The organism is Streptomyces sp. MGP-BFMKR1, assembly GCF_057766585.1.
Genome location: NZ_CM173408.1, coordinates 2,130,991 through 2,147,684, shown reverse-complemented (window position 1 = coordinate 2,147,684; position 16,694 = coordinate 2,130,991). Strand labels below are relative to the sequence as shown.

At 71.0% G+C, this 16,694-nt stretch carries 13 protein-coding genes; 5 read left to right on the top strand and 8 right to left on the bottom strand.

Going from position 1 to position 16,694, the window contains the following annotated elements; all coding sequences use genetic code 11:
- Positions 1–72 precede the first annotated feature (72 nt).
- Together AC3CHW_RS07895 and AC3CHW_RS07890 are read left to right on the top strand one after the other, a co-directional pair.
- A complete protein-coding gene (locus AC3CHW_RS07895; RefSeq protein ID WP_488470996.1) occupies positions 73–1,713 on the top strand; it encodes an ABC transporter permease in 1,641 nt (546 codons plus the stop codon).
- Positions 1,714–1,998: 285 nt separating this feature from the next.
- Complete coding sequence (locus AC3CHW_RS07890) at positions 1,999–3,027, top strand: ABC transporter ATP-binding protein (RefSeq protein ID WP_488470004.1); 1,029 nt, start codon at positions 1,999–2,001, stop codon at positions 3,025–3,027.
- A gap of 310 nt (positions 3,028–3,337) precedes the next feature.
- Here AC3CHW_RS07890 and AC3CHW_RS07885 read toward each other — a convergent pair whose 3' ends face one another.
- From AC3CHW_RS07885 to AC3CHW_RS07870, 4 genes are all read right to left on the bottom strand, one after another.
- Positions 3,338–4,438 (bottom strand): hypothetical protein, encoded by a 1,101-nt coding sequence (locus tag AC3CHW_RS07885; RefSeq protein WP_488470003.1) that lies wholly within the window; start codon positions 4,436–4,438, stop codon positions 3,338–3,340.
- A 308-nt stretch (positions 4,439–4,746) separates the two neighbouring features.
- Complete coding sequence (locus AC3CHW_RS07880) at positions 4,747–5,475, bottom strand: ABC transporter ATP-binding protein (protein ID WP_187060884.1); 729 nt, start codon at positions 5,473–5,475, stop codon at positions 4,747–4,749.
- A gap of 729 nt (positions 5,476–6,204) precedes the next feature.
- Positions 6,205–7,611, bottom strand: a complete 1,407-nt coding sequence (locus tag AC3CHW_RS07875) for an aspartate aminotransferase family protein (RefSeq protein WP_488470995.1) — start codon at positions 7,609–7,611, stop codon at positions 6,205–6,207.
- The gene (locus AC3CHW_RS07870) at positions 7,596–8,078 is read right to left on the bottom strand and encodes an Lrp/AsnC family transcriptional regulator (protein WP_372455956.1); all 483 of its coding nucleotides are present in this window, start codon (positions 8,076–8,078) and stop codon (positions 7,596–7,598) included. Before AC3CHW_RS07870 ends, AC3CHW_RS07875 begins: the two co-directional genes overlap by 16 nt.
- A 170-nt stretch (positions 8,079–8,248) precedes the next feature.
- Between AC3CHW_RS07870 and AC3CHW_RS07865 the strand changes: the two genes are divergently transcribed.
- A complete protein-coding gene (locus AC3CHW_RS07865; RefSeq protein ID WP_187060046.1) occupies positions 8,249–9,703 on the top strand; it encodes a gamma-aminobutyraldehyde dehydrogenase in 1,455 nt (484 codons plus the stop codon).
- 867 nt (positions 9,704–10,570) lie between these two features.
- Here the strand turns inward: AC3CHW_RS07865 and AC3CHW_RS07860 are convergent.
- Positions 10,571–11,299, bottom strand: coding sequence for a glycerophosphodiester phosphodiesterase (locus AC3CHW_RS07860; RefSeq protein ID WP_488470002.1), 729 nt, complete (start codon positions 11,297–11,299; stop codon positions 10,571–10,573).
- Positions 11,300–11,622: 323 nt separating this feature from the next.
- Entirely contained in the window at positions 11,623–12,648 is a 1,026-nt protein-coding gene (locus AC3CHW_RS07855) for an adenosine deaminase (RefSeq protein ID WP_488470001.1), read from the bottom strand.
- Positions 12,649–13,282: 634 nt separating this feature from the next.
- On the opposite strand from AC3CHW_RS07855, the gene AC3CHW_RS07850 reads away from it, so the two are divergent.
- A complete protein-coding gene (locus AC3CHW_RS07850) occupies positions 13,283–13,630 on the top strand; it encodes a DUF4190 domain-containing protein (RefSeq protein ID WP_488470000.1) in 348 nt (115 codons plus the stop codon).
- Positions 13,631–13,869: 239 nt separating this feature from the next.
- Here the strand turns inward: AC3CHW_RS07850 and ybiA are convergent, their stop codons facing one another.
- Positions 13,870–14,460 carry a riboflavin biosynthesis intermediates N-glycosidase gene (gene ybiA, locus AC3CHW_RS07845; RefSeq protein ID WP_488469999.1) on the bottom strand — a complete coding sequence of 197 codons (591 nt, stop codon included), beginning with the start codon at positions 14,458–14,460 and terminating at the stop codon, positions 13,870–13,872.
- 515 nt (positions 14,461–14,975) lie between these two features.
- On the opposite strand from ybiA, the gene AC3CHW_RS07840 reads away from it, so the two are divergent.
- Positions 14,976–15,446 carry a hypothetical protein gene (locus tag AC3CHW_RS07840; protein WP_488469998.1) on the top strand — a complete coding sequence of 157 codons (471 nt, stop codon included), beginning with the start codon at positions 14,976–14,978 and terminating at the stop codon, positions 15,444–15,446.
- Here AC3CHW_RS07840 and AC3CHW_RS07835 read toward each other — a convergent pair.
- A complete protein-coding gene (locus tag AC3CHW_RS07835; protein WP_488469997.1) occupies positions 15,361–16,164 on the bottom strand; it encodes a phosphatase PAP2 family protein in 804 nt (267 codons plus the stop codon). The two genes, AC3CHW_RS07840 and AC3CHW_RS07835, sit on opposite strands and share 86 nt — an antisense overlap.
- Positions 16,165–16,694 lie beyond the last annotated feature (530 nt).

Below are 16,694 nucleotides of genomic sequence, written 5' to 3'. Positions count from 1 at the left end.
GGAGCACGGGGCACGGGGCGCGGCCGGCGGGCGCCGAGGGGTTGGCGTGTCGTGGGACTGCGCCTGGGCCTGATGGCCGTGCCGCTCGGGTTCTTCGCGCTGTTCTTCGGCTACCCGGTCGCCGCGATCACCGCCCGCGGGCTCCACGCCGACGGTGGCTGGCAGTTCGCTCGCATCGGTGAGGTGCTCGGCGATCCCGACGTGCTGAACGTGCTGTGGTTCACCGTGTGGCAGGCAGCCGCCTCAACGGGGCTGACCCTGGCCCTCGCGTTGCCCGGCGCCTACGTGTTCGCGCGCCTCGACTTCCCGGGCAAGCAGGTGCTGCGGGCCGTCGTGACGGTGCCCTTCGTGCTGCCCACCGTGGTCGCGGGATCGGCCTTCCTCGCGCTGCTGGGACGAGGTGGCCTTCTCGACGAACTGTGGGGCGTTCGACTGGACACCACGGTCTGGGCAATTCTGCTCGCCCATGTCTTCTTCAACTACGCCGTGGTGGTCCGCACCGTCGGCGGGCTGTGGGCGCAGCTCGACCCGCGGCAGGAGGAGGCGGCACGTGTTCTGGGAGCCGGTCGGTTCGCCGCCTGGCGCCGGGTGACGCTACCCGCTCTCGGTCCCGCCGTGGCCGGCGCGGCGCTCATGGTCTTCCTCTTCACCTTCACGTCCTTCGGCGCTGTCCAGATTCTCGGCGGGCCGCGCTACGCAACGTTGGAAGTGGAGATCTATCGACAAACGGCACAGCTTCTGGACCTGCCGACCGCCGCCGTGCTCACGCTCACCCAGTTCGCCGCGGTCGCCTCGCTGCTGGCCGTACACGCGTGGACGGTGCGGCGACGGGAGAGCGCGCTGCGGCTGGTGGACGCCTCGCACACGGCCCACCGACCGCGAGGAGCCGGACAGTGGGCACTCCTGGCTGGTGTGCTCACCGTGATCGCGCTGCTGATCCTGCTGCCGCTGGCGGTGCTGGTGGAGCGGTCATTCTCCGGCCCCGACGGCTACGGGTTCGCCTTCTACGAGGTGCTGGCCTCGGCGGAGGAGAGCGGCGGGACCTTCATCGTGGCCCCGTTGGACGCCTTGTGGAACTCGCTTCAGTACGCGGCGGTCGCGACCGTCATCGCCCTCGTCGTCGGCGGGCTGGCCGCCGCCGCGCTCACCGTGAGGGGGCCGCGCGGTGAGGGGCCCACGCGTACGGGGCGGCTGGTACGGGGTTTCGACGCGTTGCTGATGCTGCCCCTCGGCACCTCGGCCGTCACGGTGGGGTTCGGGTTCCTGATCACCTTGGATGAGCCGCCGCTGGACTTGCGGGCCTCGTGGTTCCTGGTGCCCCTGGCGCAGGCCCTGGTCGGGGTGCCGTTCGTCGTCCGCACGATGCTGCCGGTGCTCCGTGCGGTGGATGACCGGCTGCGCGAGGCAGCGACCGTACTGGGGGCGTCACCGCTCCGTGCGTGGCGGGAGGTCGACCTTCCCCTGGTCCGGCGGGCCTTGATGATCGCAGCGGGTTTCGCGTTCGCCGTGTCGCTTGGCGAGTTCGGGGCGACCGTATTCATCGCCCGACCCGACAACCCCACCCTGCCGGTGGCCGTCGCCCGTTTCCTGGGGCGTGCAGGAGAGCTCAACTACGGGCAAGCCATGGCCTTGAGCACCATCTTGATGGTGGTCTGCGCGGCTGCGCTGTTGGCGCTTGAGCGGCTCCGTACCAACCGTTCGGGAGAGTTCTAGATGACGTTGCCGAGCAAGAGGCAGGCCGAGAACAGCGGGGGAGGACAGCCTGACAGGCCGGCACCGGGCGATGCCGCGCCTGGCGGCACGGAGCGGGCCGGCGCGGCGGAGCGGCCGTCCCGCACGGGGCGGTGGCGCGGGGACGGGGCGCGGAGCGACGGAGCACGGGGCGCCGGGGCGTCAGGCGACGGGGCACGGGGCACGGGGCACGGAGCACGGGGCACCGTCGAGGGCGCGCGCGGTGCCCAGGGTGCGCGGGGGCAACAGGGCGAGCCCGGTGAGAGCTTGCTGCGGTTGGATGGCGTCACGGTGCGCTTCCGCGATCGCGTCGCGCTGGACGCGGTGAGCCTCGACGTCACCGAGCGGCAGACCGTCTGCGTGCTGGGGCCCAGTGGTAGCGGCAAATCCACCCTGTTGCGGGTGGTAGCCGGCCTCCAGGCTGCGGATGCCGGGCAGGTCTGGCTGGCAGGCCGAGACCAGGCCGGGGTGCCTGCGCACCGTAGGGGCGTCGGCCTCATGTTCCAGGACCACCAGTTGTTCCCTCAACGCGACGTGGCGGGCAACGTGGCCTTCGGCCTGCGGATGAGGAGGGCCGGGCGCGGAGAGGCTGACCGTACCGTGGCCGAACTCCTCGATCTGGTGGGCCTTCCGGGCGCGCAGCGACGGGCCATCGCCGCACTGTCCGGGGGTGAACAGCAGCGCGTGGCGCTGGCACGTGCGCTCGCCCCCCGTCCGAAGCTGTTGATGCTGGACGAGCCGCTGGGCCAGCTCGACCGGAGCCTGCGCGAACGACTCGTGGTCGAACTGCGTCAGATGTTCCGCCAACTAGGTATGACGGTGCTGGCGGTCACCCACGACCAGGGCGAGGCGTTCGCCCTCGCCGACCGGGTGGTGGTCATGCGGGACGGGCGGATCGCTCAGGTAGGCACGCCGCTGGAGGTCTGGCAGCGTCCCGCTTCTGAGTTCGTGGCGCGCTTCCTCGGCTTCGACAACGTTGTTGACGCCACCGTGCAGGGTGCGTCCGCCATCACGCCCTGGGGCGAGGTACCCGTACCAGTCGGCACCTCGACTGGTCCGTGCCAACTGTTGGTTCGCCCCACGGGTGTGCGGCTGACCAGCGCGGACGACGGCCTCCCCTGCGTGGTGCGGGCGCGTACGTTCCGGGGCGGCCTGGGCGTCTCCCTGCTTCTGCAACCCGAGCGGGGCCCGACGCTGGAGGCAGCGTGTTCGCTGCGGGAGGCGCCAGCAGAGGGGGACCAGGTGCGTGTCGCGTTCTTGGCCGAGGACGTGGTGATGCTTGGTGGTACGGAGTAGAGCGCGGGGCGATTCCGGGCTGGCCTTCGCCATCGAGGTGACGACACTTCCCTGCGTGGTGCGTGGTGCACGGAGGGCCGGGCGGGCGTTGAGCGGTGCGTTGCGGGGCGCACGCGGCGGCCTGGTTGCTGAGTCACCGGGAGGGAGCGGCGATCCTGCCTGGGGGCACGGGGCACGGGGCACGGGGCACGGGGCACGGGGCACGGGGCACGGGGCACGGGGCGGAGTCGCAGCGAGCCGTGACAGGGTGTGGGCGCCGGGTCGGGGCGCGGAGCGTGGTGCGCTTTCGATGTGGTGGGGGCGTCGGGTTTCACGTGGCCAGCGGCATTGCCGCAAGCTCGGCAACCAGCCAACTGAGGACGCCGAGGACCGTGACGACTGCTGTGACGCGAAGCGTCGCAGCGTTGCGCAGCACGGAGCGGGGGGCGCCGATGCGGATCAGGGCGTCGGTGGAGGCGATGCGTGCGTTCTTGCTCTCCAGTACGGCCATCAGCGCCGTCGCGGTGGCGCACCCCATCACCAGGGCAGCGCCGAGCCCCGTGAGCGGGCCGAACGGGCGGTCGTGGGTCAGATCGGGCACCGCGTCGTAGAGGCGTACAGCGACGTAGGTACTGCTGGCGACCGCGCAGAGCGCGCCCAACGGACGACCGAGCCGGTTCGACTCTTCCTGCAACCCGCGCCCGGCCAGCAGTCGCATGGCGCCCGGCCGTCCCAGGGCGAGCAGCCTGCCGCAGAGACGGACGAGCCCGGGGCCCACCAGCACGAGCCCCGCGGTGGCCAGCACCCACGTCGCGAGGACCGCGATGGCGCCGCCGCTGAGATGACCGGGTGTGGGCAGCAGGTCCCGCGTGTCGGTCGCGTCGCGGCTGACGTAAGCCTCAAGTGCCAGCCCCACGGAGATCAGTGCGATCCCCCACGGCAGTCCCGATGCCTCGCTGGGACTCGGGGGCGGCGCGATGTGCACTACGTGAGGGGCACGCTGACTGGTCGCCTGCACCAGTTCGGGCGAGAGCGGGGGAGCGGTCGACGGAGCGCCGGTGTCGGCTCCGTGATGCGCGGGGACGCCTCGGTCGGACTGGCCGAGAGGCGCGGCCATCGAGGCCAACGGCGACGTGGCGGTGCGAGTTGTGTGTGACGTTTCGTTCGTGGCGAGCGCAGCAGCGACCGGCTGCGATGCGAGCGCCGGCCGCGCGCTCCGGGGCGTCCACGCACGGCGCGCGTCCGTCGTACGAGGCGTGCGCAGGCTGAACGCGCTGGCCGCTGCGGCGGCGAGGGGCGCTACCGACAGGAGGGTGAGCACGGCACCGACGGGGAGCCGGTGACCCACGGCGAACGCGTCGATGATGGGGTCGTCGAGGGGCGAGCCGACGATGCTGCCACGGAGGGAGAGGAAGGCGACCAGCGCGAGCACACTACCGGCGAAACAGATCAGGGCCGTGGACGCCGCCGTCAGGAGGGCGTGCTTGTACGGTCCGTAGCCAGCGCCGGCCAAGCCCGGAGCGGGGTGGAGGATCGCGTCAACGCGCCCTACGGCGCTGGCCAGTTGGACGGTCGTGGCAAGCGGGGCGACGCACCACAGCAGTCGGGCAAGGGCGTCAGACCTGTCGTCGGGGTGCCCCAGGGCGTACCCGAGGGAGCACAGCAGCAGAAATCCGGCTCCTGCCGATGCGATAGCCACCAGCGACCGCCGGACGTGTGTCAGCGGCCCCGCGCCGAGGACTAGACGGAGACTGAGCACGCCGCACTGCCCTCCGCGTGATGGGCGGGGACGGAGCCGCTCCGGCGGCCGTCGATGAGTGAGACGGAGCGGTCGACCAGGGCGTCGGCCTCGGTGCCGTGGCCGGTGAGCACTACGGTGATGCCGTGCGAACGGGCTGCCGTGGTGATGGTGCGGAGCACCTGTTCCCGGTCGGGGCCGTGCAGCGGAGCCGTGGGTTCGTCGGCGAAGAGGATGTCGGGCGCCGCGGCGAGCGCCCTGGCGACGGCCACGCGCTGTCGCTGGGCCTGCAGAAGCGTGGCAGGTCGACTCCGGGCACAGTCACCGATGTCGAGTCGGTCCAGCCATTCGTGCGCCGCGTGCTTGGCGCTCTTACGGCGCGTGCCACGGAGCAGCAGGGGGAGCGCGGCGTTCTCCCAGGCGTTGAGCTCGGGTACGAGGCACGGTTCGGGGCCGATCCATCCGAAGCGTTCGCAACGCAGTCGCTCGCGCGCGAGCGTTGACATGGTGTGGATGGGCGAGCTGTTGAACCACACCTCACCGCTGTCGGGCAGGAGCTGGCCGGACAGACAGCGAAGCAAGGTGGTCTTGCCGGAGCCGCGAGGCCCGGACACAGCGAGTATCTCACCCTCCTGGACGCCCAGGGACACGCCCGTCAGCGCGGGCGAGCCGCCGTACGCGTAGGTGAGGGCACGCGCCCACAGCACATCGTTGTCGGGCGGAGCCACCATGGCAGTACCTCGGTTGCTGACGATTGTCCGCGTTCCCCTGACTGGGTGAACGAAGACAAAGGCGATCGGTCACTGGAACGGTAGGGACTCGCGCGGGGAACGGCGCCCAGGCGCGGCGCTGAAAGCGCGCTATTCCTCCGATCAGCCGTCAAATCAGCCGTACGCCCGAGCGCCCGCACCCGGGCGAGGGGGAACGAACGCGCGCACGCGGCTCACTGGCCAGTGGTGGCCCTCAGCCGAGGCTGCGAGTGGACGGGCGCGTGCTGGGGCGTGGTGGAGTGGATCGGCAGCCTCGGCGGGGGCGGACGGGGCGGGCATGGCCGAGCCGGCGGGCTGGCCGGCCGGCGCTCGTTACCGAGATGGTGTTGCCGAGCGGTTGCACGTCCCGTCGCGGCGACGATCATGCCGCCGGAGCACGGAGCACGGAGCACGGAGCACGGAGCACGGAGCACGGAGCACGGAGCACGGAGCACGGAGCACGGAGCACGGAGCACGGAGCACGGAGCACGGAGCACGGAGCACGGAGCACGGGGTGGCTTGCCGCACCGTGGCACTCTGGGGCGCGCTGCCACGCCCGTCAGCCGTCGTGGGCCAGTGACGGCGGGCGCACGCACCTGCGTCCCGTCGGCCCGGTCCAGCCAGGCCCGATCACGCCCGCTCGCCCACCGCCCCGTGCCTCGCGCCGCCCGCTCGGTCCCGCCCCGGGCCGTCCGTCGTACGCCGCAGCGGTCAGATCTTCTGCCACGCCTCCGTCAGTACGCTCCGCACGATCTGCTCGATCTCGTCGAACGTGGCCTGGTCGGCGATGAGGGGCGGCGAGAGCTGGATGACGGGGTCGCCCCGGTCGTCGGCGCGGCAGTAGAGGCCGTTCTCGTACAGCTTCTTGGAGACGAAGCCGTACAGGAGTAGCTCGCACTCCTCGTCGGTGAACGACTCCTTGGTCGCCTTGTCCTTGACGAGTTCGATGCCGTAGAAGAAGCCGTTTCCGCGCACGTCGCCGACGATCGGGAGGTCGTTGAGGCGGGAGAGGGTGGTGTGGAAGGCGCTCTCGTTGTCGAGTACGTGCTGGTTGAGGCCCTCGCGCTCGAAGATGTCGAGGTTGGCGAGGGCGACGGCGGCCGAGACGGGGTGACCGCCGAAGGTGTAACCGTGCAGGAAGGTGTTGTCGGCCTTGTAGAAGGGTTCGGCGATCCGGTCGGAGACGATCGCGGCGCCTATGGGCGAGTAGCCGGAGGTCATGCCCTTGGCGCAGGTGATGATGTCCGGCACGTAACCGAACTTGTCGCACCCGAACATCGTGCCGAGGCGACCGAAGGCGCAGATGACCTCGTCGGAGACGAGTAGCACGCCGTACTGGTCGCAGATCTCCCGAACCCGCTGGAAGTAGCCGGGCGGCGGTGGGAAGCAGCCGCCGGCGTTCTGCACGGGCTCCAGGAAGACGGCGGCGACCGTCTCCGGGCCCTCGAAGAGGATCTCCTGCTCGATCTGGTCGGCGGCCCAGCGGCCGAACGCCTGCGGGTCGTCACCGTGCAGCGGCGCGCGGTAGATGTTGGTGTTGGGCACCTTGTGCGCGCCGGGTACCAGGGGCTCGTACGGGGCCTTGAGGGCGGGCAGTCCCGTGATGGACAGGGCGCCCTGGGGCGTGCCGTGGTAGGCGACGGCGCGGGAGATGACCTTGTACTTGGTGTGGTTACCGGTCAGCTTGTGATACTGCTTCGCCAGCTTCCACGCCGTCTCGACCGCCTCGCCGCCGCCGGTGGTGAAGAAGACCTTGTTGAGGTCGCCGGGGGCGTAGTGCGCGAGCCGCTCGGCGAGTTCGATCGCCTTCGGGTGGGCGTAACTCCACACGGGGAAGAACGCGAGCTCCTGCGCCTGCTTGCGCGCGGCCTCGGCGAGTTCCGCCCTGCCGTGTCCTGCCTGCACCACGAAGAGTCCGGCCAGGCCGTCGAGGTAGCGCTTGCCCTGGTCGTCGTAGATGTAGGCGCCTTCGCCGCGCACGATGGTGGGCACGGGGGCGTTCTCGTACGACGCCATGCGGGTGAAGTGCATCCACAAGTGGTCGTAAGCGGTCTTGGAGTGACGTGCGTTGGCGGTTTCTGTGCCGGCGTCGGCGCTCATGGCTATCTCGTTCCCCAGGTGTAGGTCTGCTTCCGGAGCTTGAGGTAGACGAAGCTCTCGGTGGAGCGCACGCCGGGCAGCGTGCGAATCCGCTTGTTGATCATTTCCAGGAGGTGGTCGTCGTCCTCGCAGACGATTTCGACGAGGAGGTCGAAGGAACCGGCGGTGACGACGACGTACTCCACCTCGTCCATGGCCGTCAGGGCGTCGGCCACCGGATCGACGTCACCTTCGACGTTGACGCCGACCATGGCTTGGCGTCGGAAGCCGACGGTCAGTGGGTCGGTGACGGCGACGATCTGCATGACGTTCTGGTCGAGCAGCTTCTGGACGCGCTGTCGGACGGCCGCCTCGGACAGCCCCACGGCCTTGCCGATCGCGGCGTACGGGCGACGCCCGTCTTCCTGGAGTTGCTCGATGATCGCCAAGGAGACGGCGTCGATCGAGGGCGAACTGCGCTTGTCAGGTGTGGCCACGTGCCTCACTGTGCACGAGGACTCGACCGTGTCGCAACCCAAGTTCGCCGGAATTCGTTGTTTGGGTTCGATGAGTGTGCTGATTCCGCAGCTTTCGGCGAGTGGGTATGTCGAAAGCGTCACCCGAGAGGCTAGGGTGGGTGTCTCACCTATCGGACACCAGGCAGGGAGGGGTGGCTGTGACCACCGAGCTGCGTCGTTTGCGCAACTACATCGACGGGGAGTTCCAGGACGCCGCTGACGGGCGGACCACCGAGGTGGTCAACCCGGTCACCGGGGAGGCGTACGCCACCGCTCCGCTGTCTGGCGCGGCGGACGTGGACGCCGCGATGGCGGCCGCTGAGGCCGCTTTCCCGGCGTGGCGGGACGTGGTGCCGGCCGAACGGCAGAAGCTCCTCCTCAAGATCGCCGACGCGTTCGAGGAGCGCGCGGAGGAACTCATCGCGGCTGAGTCGGAGAACACCGGCAAGCCGCTCGGCCTCACGCGGACCGAGGAGATCCCGCCGATGGTCGACCAGATCCGCTTCTTCGCCGGGGCGGCCCGCATGCTGGAGGGGCGCTCGGCGGGCGAGTACATGGAGGGGCTGACGTCCTTCATCCGCCGCGAGCCGATCGGTGTCTGTGCGCAGGTCGCGCCGTGGAACTACCCGATGATGATGGGCGTCTGGAAGTTCGCCCCCGCCCTCGCGGCGGGCAACACGGTCGTCCTGAAGCCCTCGGACACCACGCCGGCGTCGACCGTTCTGATGGCCGAGATCATCGGTGGCGTACTGGCGGATCTCGGCCACCCCAAGGGCGTTTTCAACGTCGTGTGCGGTGACCGCGACACGGGCCGCCGCATGGTCGAGCACCCGGTCCCCGCCATGGTCTCCATCACCGGTTCCGTGCGCGCGGGCATGCAGGTCGCCGAGAGCGCGTCCAAGGACATCAAGCGGGTCCACCTGGAGCTCGGCGGCAAGGCCCCCGTCGTCGTCTTCGAGGACACCGACATGGCCAAGGCCGTCGAGGACATCTCGACGGCGGGTTTCTTCAACGCGGGCCAGGACTGTACTGCCGCGACCCGCGTGCTGGTGCACGAGTCCATCCACGACGAGTTCGTCGCGGCTCTGGCCAAGGCTGCCGCCGAAATCAAGACAGGCGCGCCGGACGACGAGGACGTGCTCTACGGCCCGCTGAACAACGCCAACCAGCTCGCCCAGGTTTCCGGCTTCATCGACCGGCTCCCGGCCCACGCGAAGGTGGAGACGGGCGGCCAGCGCGTCGGCGACAAGGGGTACTTCTACGCCCCCACCGTCGTGTCCGGCCTGAAGCAGGACGACGAGATCATCCAGAACGAGGTCTTCGGCCCCGTCATCACCGTCCAGTCCTTCACCGATGAGGAACAGGCCATCAACTACGCCAACGGCGTCGAGTACGCCCTGGCGTCGTCCGTCTGGACGAAGGACCACGCGCGCGCCATGCGGCTGTCCAAGGCGCTGGAGTTCGGCTGCGTGTGGATCAACACGCACATCCCGCTCGTGGCGGAGATGCCCCACGGCGGCTTCAAGAAGTCGGGCTACGGCAAGGACCTGTCCGCGTACGGCTTCGACGACTACACGCGCGTGAAGCACGTCATGACGTCGCTGGACGGCTGAACAACGGCACGCTATGCGCCGCCGGTGCGTCTTCGTTCGGTGTCCGTGGCGCGGAGTGGAGTCGCGTGGCCTTTCGGTGACCGGCGGGCTGGATGCCGCTGTGAGTGCGTACTGGCGACGGCGGCTGGCCGGTTGGATGCTGGTGGGTGCGTGCGCGTTGCCGGCGGGCGTGGCTCAGTGACGCGGTGCGGGGCGCGAACACGGTGCCGTGTGCGTGGCTGCGTCGCGGCTCGAGGTGGGGCGTTGCGGTGCGTGTCGGAGGCGGGTCGGTCTCGTACGGAGTGCCGTACGGGGCCGGCCCACCGTGCTGTGTGGGGTGCGGCAGCCGGGCGGAGCGGGGGCGCTGCGGGAGGTGGGCGCGCAGTGCTGGGGTGTTAGGGCGCGGTGGGGCTGAGGGGTTTGCGGCGGGGGAGCGGTGCGAACGGTGCTGGAGGGCGAGCGGCGGCGCCGGCCGACTGCCTGGTCACCTGGGAGCGGGGCGTCTGACGAGGCCGGAGCTTCATGCACGGAGCACGGAGCACGGAGCACGGAGCACGGAGCGGCGGCCTTGTCGCGGCTACGGCGCGCGGTGCGGTGATCCTCGCCGGGGGCACGGGGCACGGGGCACGGGGCACGGGGCACGGGGCACGGGGCACGGGGCACGGGGGCTGTCCCTGCGACGGTGTACGGCGGGCGGTTTTCGGTGAGGCGAGGTTGTTGTACGGAGCCACAGGGGACCCGTAGAGATGGGGGCGAGCTGCGGTGCCGTAGGCAGGGCTGGGGCCGCGCGTAAGTCCCCTCCGTATCGACGGCGCCGGCCTGCCGTCAGCCAGCGGCGCGTGCGAGGCCGCATGTATCACGGTCCGCCGGCGCCATCGATGACGGACGTCATCGGCCGTCGGGTGCTCCTTGTCCGACCAGGGCGCGCAGTGTGCTGATGCGGTTGGTGGTGATGCCGTCCACGCCTGCGCGGAGCAAGCGCCGCATCGTGCGCTTGGTGTCCGCTGTCCAGGCGGACACCAGGATGCCGTCGGCGTGCGCTCGCTCCACCAAGGCGGGGGACACGATGCCGAAACGGTAGTTCAGCCACCGCGGGCGTAGCTCTGCCACCAGATCGGGGCGCGGCGGGGCGAGCGTCGTCCACGTGAAGGCGATCTCCGCGTCGGGTTCCGCGCGTCGCACGGCGCGCAGCGCGGCCAGGTTGCCGCAGTAGTACACGTGCTCCAACGCGCCGGCCTCGCGCACCGTGGCAAGTGTCGCGGGCACGGCTGAGGCAGCGGGCAGATCGATCATGGCGCGCACCGTGCGCGTGCCCTTGGCCAACTCCCCGAGGGCGTCCCGCAGGGTCGGCACCCCATCCCCCGTGATGGCCCCCACCTCGTCCGCCGTGAGGCTCGCGAGCGGGCGATCGTGTCCCCACAGCCGCTTGAGGGACGCATCGTGTAGCAGGACGGGCACGTTGTCGCGCGTGATTCGTACGTCGATCTCCACTGCGTCGGCGCCCGCACGCATCGCGGAGCGGATCGAGGCCAGAGTGTTCTCGCGCTGCTCGTACGGATCGCCGCGATGGGCTACGGCGGTGACGTTGCTGACGCGTGGTGCGGTTCTGGTGAACATGCGCTCCATTGTTGCCGCGGTGCCTTCCCTCCGCTCCGTTGCGGCCCCGTGCCCCGTGCCCCGCGCCCCGTGCCAGAGGGGCTGCTGGGGCGTCGTCGCCCGCCCTGCTCGACGGTCCGTGTGAGGCACGGAGCGGTTGTCGAGCCGGGATCGCACGATGCCAGGGCACGGAGCGGGCAACCGGCCCCGGCCCCGTGCGGGGGCGGAGCATCCAGTACGGAGCCGGGGCGCCCGGAGGCATGGAGCACGAGGCACGGGGCGTGCCGAGAGGTGGGGCACGGGGCACTCAATACGGCGTGCCGCCCGTGCCCCACACGTACGAACTACCCGGCCACTGCCTCCGCCGTGTACGCGTCGATCTCCGCCGTGAGCTTGGCCTTGCCCGCGGCATCGAGGAACGACGCGGTCACGGCGTTCTTCGCCAGCGCGGCCACGCCCGTGGCGTCGAGGTCCAGCAGGCGCGCCGCCACGGCGTACTCGTTGTTGAGGTCCGTGCCGAACATGGGCGGGTCGTCGGTGTTGACGGTCACGAGAACACCCGCCGCGACCATGTCCCTGATCGGGTGTTCCTCCAGCGTCGTCACCGCCCGTGTGGCGATGTTGGAGGTGGGGCAGACCTCAAGCGGGATCTGGTGCTCCGCCAGGAACTGGAGCAGCTTCGGGTCCTGTGTGCTGGAGGTGCCGTGGCCGATGCGCTCGGCGCGGAGCTCGGTGAGGGCGTCCCAGATGGTCTGCGGCCCCGTGGTTTCACCCGCGTGCGGCACACTGTGCAGCCCGGCCGCGATGGCCCGGTCGAAGTAGGGCTTGAACTGGGGCCGCGGTACGCCGATCTCCGGGCCCCCCAGGCCGAAGCTGAGCAGGCCGTCGGGCTGGAGGTCCAGCGCCATGCGCGTGGTCTCCTCCGCGGCCTCCAGGCCGGCCTCACCGGGGATGTCGAAGCACCAACGGAGCGAGACGCCGAGCTCCGTCTCGGCTCCCTTGCGCGCGTCCTCGATCGCCTCCACGAACGCCGCATCGGCTATGCCGCGCCGGATGGAACTGAACGGGGTGACGGTCAGCTCCGCGTACCGGATGTTCTGCCGAGCCATGTCCCGGGCGATTTCGTACGTCAGCAGCCGTACGTCCTCCGCGTCCCGGATCAGGTCGACGACGGAGAGGTAGACCTCGACGAAGTGCGCGAAGTCCCGGAAGGTGAAGAAGTCGACAAGCGCCGCCGGGTCCTGGGGGACCTTGGAGTCGGGGTGTCGGGCGGCGAGTTCGGCGACGATGCGGGGAGAGGCGGAGCCCACGTGGTGCACGTGGAGCTCGGCTTTCGGTAGCCCAGCGATGAAGGCGGTGATATCGGACAACAAGACCTCCTGGGGGCGGGGCCCGGGAAGGGGCACGCTTGGATCATCGTAGAACCGGGGCGTAGGCCCCGTAGCAACAGGCCGCGGCACGAGCAGATGCCCTTGGGGGAGCGACATGTCCGATGAGCACGAGCAGCCAACACCCGCCACGTCATCTGGTGGCCCCCCGGAGGCAGTGCCTTCTGCCGCGCCCAGCTCCGAGCCGCAGAGCCAGGTCTCCCCGGCGACCGGACAGCCGCGATCGTCGGGGCCGGGCGAAGTCGCGGCCATGCCGCCGGGGGCGAACGGCGCGGCGGGCTCCTCGGCTCCGCCCCAGGCTGTGCCGCCCGCGGGGGCGCCGGGACCTGGCGTGCACGGGCCCGTTGGCGCGTATCACCCGGCAGGGTGGCCGTCGCATGGTGCGGCGGGTTCGAGCACCGTCCCTCCGCCCCCCATGGCCCCGACAGGGCCGGGGACGCCGAGCGCCTACGCGCACGGCGCCGCCCCGTATGGTCCGGGCGGCCAGGTCCCGAGCGGCTACGGGCAGGGGTCGTACGCACCCGGCCCGAGCTATCCCGGCTACGGGGCGGGCCACGCGCATGCGGGGCAGGCGTATGCGCACCCAGTGCCGTACGGAGTGGGATGGTCCCATGATGTGTGGCGGCCGGACAACGCGCAGGGCACCGCCGCACTGGTGCTGGGAATCGTCGGGCTCGTGTTGTTCTTCAGCATCGTCTTCGGCATCGTCCTGGGCGCGCTGGCGATCATCTTCGGCGCACTCGGGCGGGGTAAGGCGCGGCGCGGTGAGGCGAACAACGGTGGCGCCGCGCTGGCCGGCATCATCATCGGGATCGTCGCCTGTGCCGCGAGCGTGGCCATGATCTTCGTCTACGCCGTGACCGGTGTCGACGAGGACGGCGAGGGCGAGCGCGACGAGCCGTATGGCAGCACGGCGCTGGTGCGGTCCCAGGTGCTGGCGGAAGGTTCGGTGGCAGGGGCGTAGCGGGCTCAGCCTGAGGTCCCTTCTGCCCGGCGAAGCCGGCGCTTGGGCGTCGGCGTGCGGGAGGGGCGAGGCGTCTGTCTCCCATGCCGGCGCGGGCTCGTACAGAGTCAGGCCCCGTGCCCCGTGCCCCGTGCCCCGTGCCCCGTGCCACGGACGCACCGCGCCGCGGACGCACCGCGCCCGGGGTTTCTGGGAGGAAGCGCCCCGTCCTCGTGCAGGCGGTGGCCGTCTGGCTGTGACTACGCCAGCCGGCGGCGGGCCTCCATCAGAGCGAAGCCGAGGAGGTTCTGCCCCTCCCACTGTCGTGGCACGGCGGCACGCTCGTCGTCCGCGCTCAGCCCGATGCCCCAGATGCGGTCCACGGGGCTGGCCTCGACGAGCACGCGTACTCCCGTGCTCAGCAAGTAGTCGCGCATCTCCGGGTGCTGCCCGAACTTCTCGACGCTGCCTCGCACCACGAGCTCGAAGCGCCGCTCCCGCCACACCGCATCGTCGAACCCGCGCACGGAGCGGCCGATCTCCTTGGCCTGGCCAGGGTGCGAAGCGGCGATGGCCCGACGCTCCGCTTCGGCGTCGCCGAACAGTCGGGCCTTGCCTGCCATCATCCAGTGCTCAGCCGTCGCGTAGGTGACCCGATCCACGACGAACGGGGACGGAAACCACTGGCTGAAGCACTCGGCGCCCACGGAGCCGGCCCGGCGCGGCTGGTGCCCCCAGAAGTAGACGTACGTGAACCGCTCGCCCCGCGCCGCGCGGTCCACCAGTTCCGCCACACTCGTCGGTTCGCCGTGCCCATGCGTGCCGTCCGAGTCGATCTCTGCCTGCTCCATGGAAGGGATTGTGTCAGCCGCGCAGGCAGGGGCGGTCAGCGGCGATCGATCCTCTTGAGCGACGGAAGTGCGTCTTTACTCGGGCAGGGAAACCGCGAGGCGCGATGGCGCAAGGCGAGCAGGTGGGACTGGGGGCGTGGATCCCTGCACATGGCCGGGGCCTGGCGATACCGCGACGACCGACGTGCGAAGCACGGAACGGAGCGGCGATCCTGCCTGGGGGCACGGGGCACGGGGCACGGGGCACGGGGCACGGGGCACGGGGCACGGGGCACGGGGCACGGGGCACGAGGCACGAGGCACGGGGCACGGGGCAAGCGGCGCGGCGCTCCGTACCGCTCGCGTGGCGACGAGAAGCCCTCCACGAGAGCCCGCCAAGCCCAGGGGCGGCCCGCCCGGGGTGAGAGTGGTGCGTCTCACTACCAGCTGGTAGCAGTAATTGAGTAAGGAACGGCCACAGCCCCCCTCTCCTCTCTGACACGCACGACCATGCGATACGAGAGGGGCCAGAGAGTATGAGTGGTACGGGGGCGACGGACGCGGTGCGGTGGCTGGCGGCGGCAGCGCCTGACGCGGGAGCTTGCCTCGCGGAGTGGGGGCGCAACCCGTTGGGAGTGGCGCTGCTCCCTGCTGGGCGGTTGTGGGACGTTCTCCTCATGCCGGGGGAGCTCGGCGGCAGGACGTACGACGTGCTGCGCCGTTACGTGGGGCCGGTCGGCCCCGTGCTGGGCGATCTCAACGCCTCGCGGGTCGGGTTCTTCGTGCCGCCCGGTACCGCCGCGGGGTGGGTAGCCACCGGCGTACGGGGCGCGGGGTGCGGCAGTTGGGTCGTGGTGCCCTACCCCGGAAGGGCAGCGGGCGGAGTGCGGTGGATCAGCCCGCCGGATGGCTCCGGCACGCTCATCGATCCGGTGGCGCTGGAGTTGGCGATGCACGAGGCGGCTGCGGGCCACGAGCCGGAGCCGGGGCAGGGGCAGGGCGATTGACGGTGAGCGCCCGCCCTACTGACCAGGCGACGCAGCTCAGTAGGAGCACGGACAGGCACCAACTGCCCAGTACGTCCAGGGGCCAGTGGTAGCCCCGTCGCGCCAAGCCCAGACCGACACCTACGTTCAGGCACGCCAGAGCGGCCATGCCCCACCACCAGGCGGCACGGGGCATGGTGCGCACGGTGGGGGCGACTGTCGTCGGGGGTGCCTCGGGCGCAACCGTCGGCGCTTCCGATGGCGCCTGCGGGCGCGCGATGGCCCAGGTGAAGGCGATCAGCAGGAGCACCGCCCCGTAGCCGACGGCGGCGGTGGCGGCGTGGCCGGAGGGGTAGTAGCCGTTCCCGGATGCGATCGGAGCGCCGTTTGGGCCAGGCCGTCCGAGCCATGCCTTCAACGGGGCGACGAGCGCGGGTACGGCGCCCAGTGCGAGCGCCGCCGTCAGGGGCGGCAGCCACCACAGACGGAGCCGTACGCGGTAGCCGCGCCACGCCGCGACCGACACCGCCGCTGCCAGCGCCGGCAGGACGGCGACGACACCGCCGAGATCCGCGCCGAACTCGGCCAGGACGGCGACGAAGGTCGAAGCCGAATACCCGGACGGCACGGCCCCGTGCTGCGCGATGTCGTGGCTCAGCCGCTCGTCGAGTGCACGCAGGGGGCCGTGGGCGGCCACCTGCCAGGTGATGAGGACGAGAAGCGACACCGCGCCGCCCACGACGACGAGGAAGGCGCGACGAGGAAGGGGCAGCCCCGGAACAAGGGGGGTGGTCCCGGGGCCGCCGGAGCGACCGAGGCGCCGCGCGCCCCGGGGGGTGTGGGGCGGGCGGCCATCCGATCGGTGAGGAGATCCAGAGCCAGAGACTCCGGTGGTGCGCGCCATGGCGCGGCCGGAACGGGGCTGGGGATGCACCGGCCCGGCGTCGCTCACAGTCTCCTGCGAGCGGGGTGTTTCTCTCATCTGCGGGAACCGTACGTCAGGCCCGACGTGGCGGATAGCTGGATCACTTGCTCGACATTGCCCTCGCACATCTTCTTCACGAGGTGTGCCTGTCCGTCCGCGGTGTGCTGTCCGCCCATCCCCGCGCGCTCCGTTCCCGCCCCGTAGCCGCTCTCTGTGGCCTCCATTGTCGCCGCTCGTCGCCCGCTTCCCGGGCCGGTGGGTGCTACGCGGCGTGTGGCGTACGAGCCCATGCGAGGCGTGCGGCCGTACTCCTCGGTCGCACCGGACGCGGACACGCGTACGGG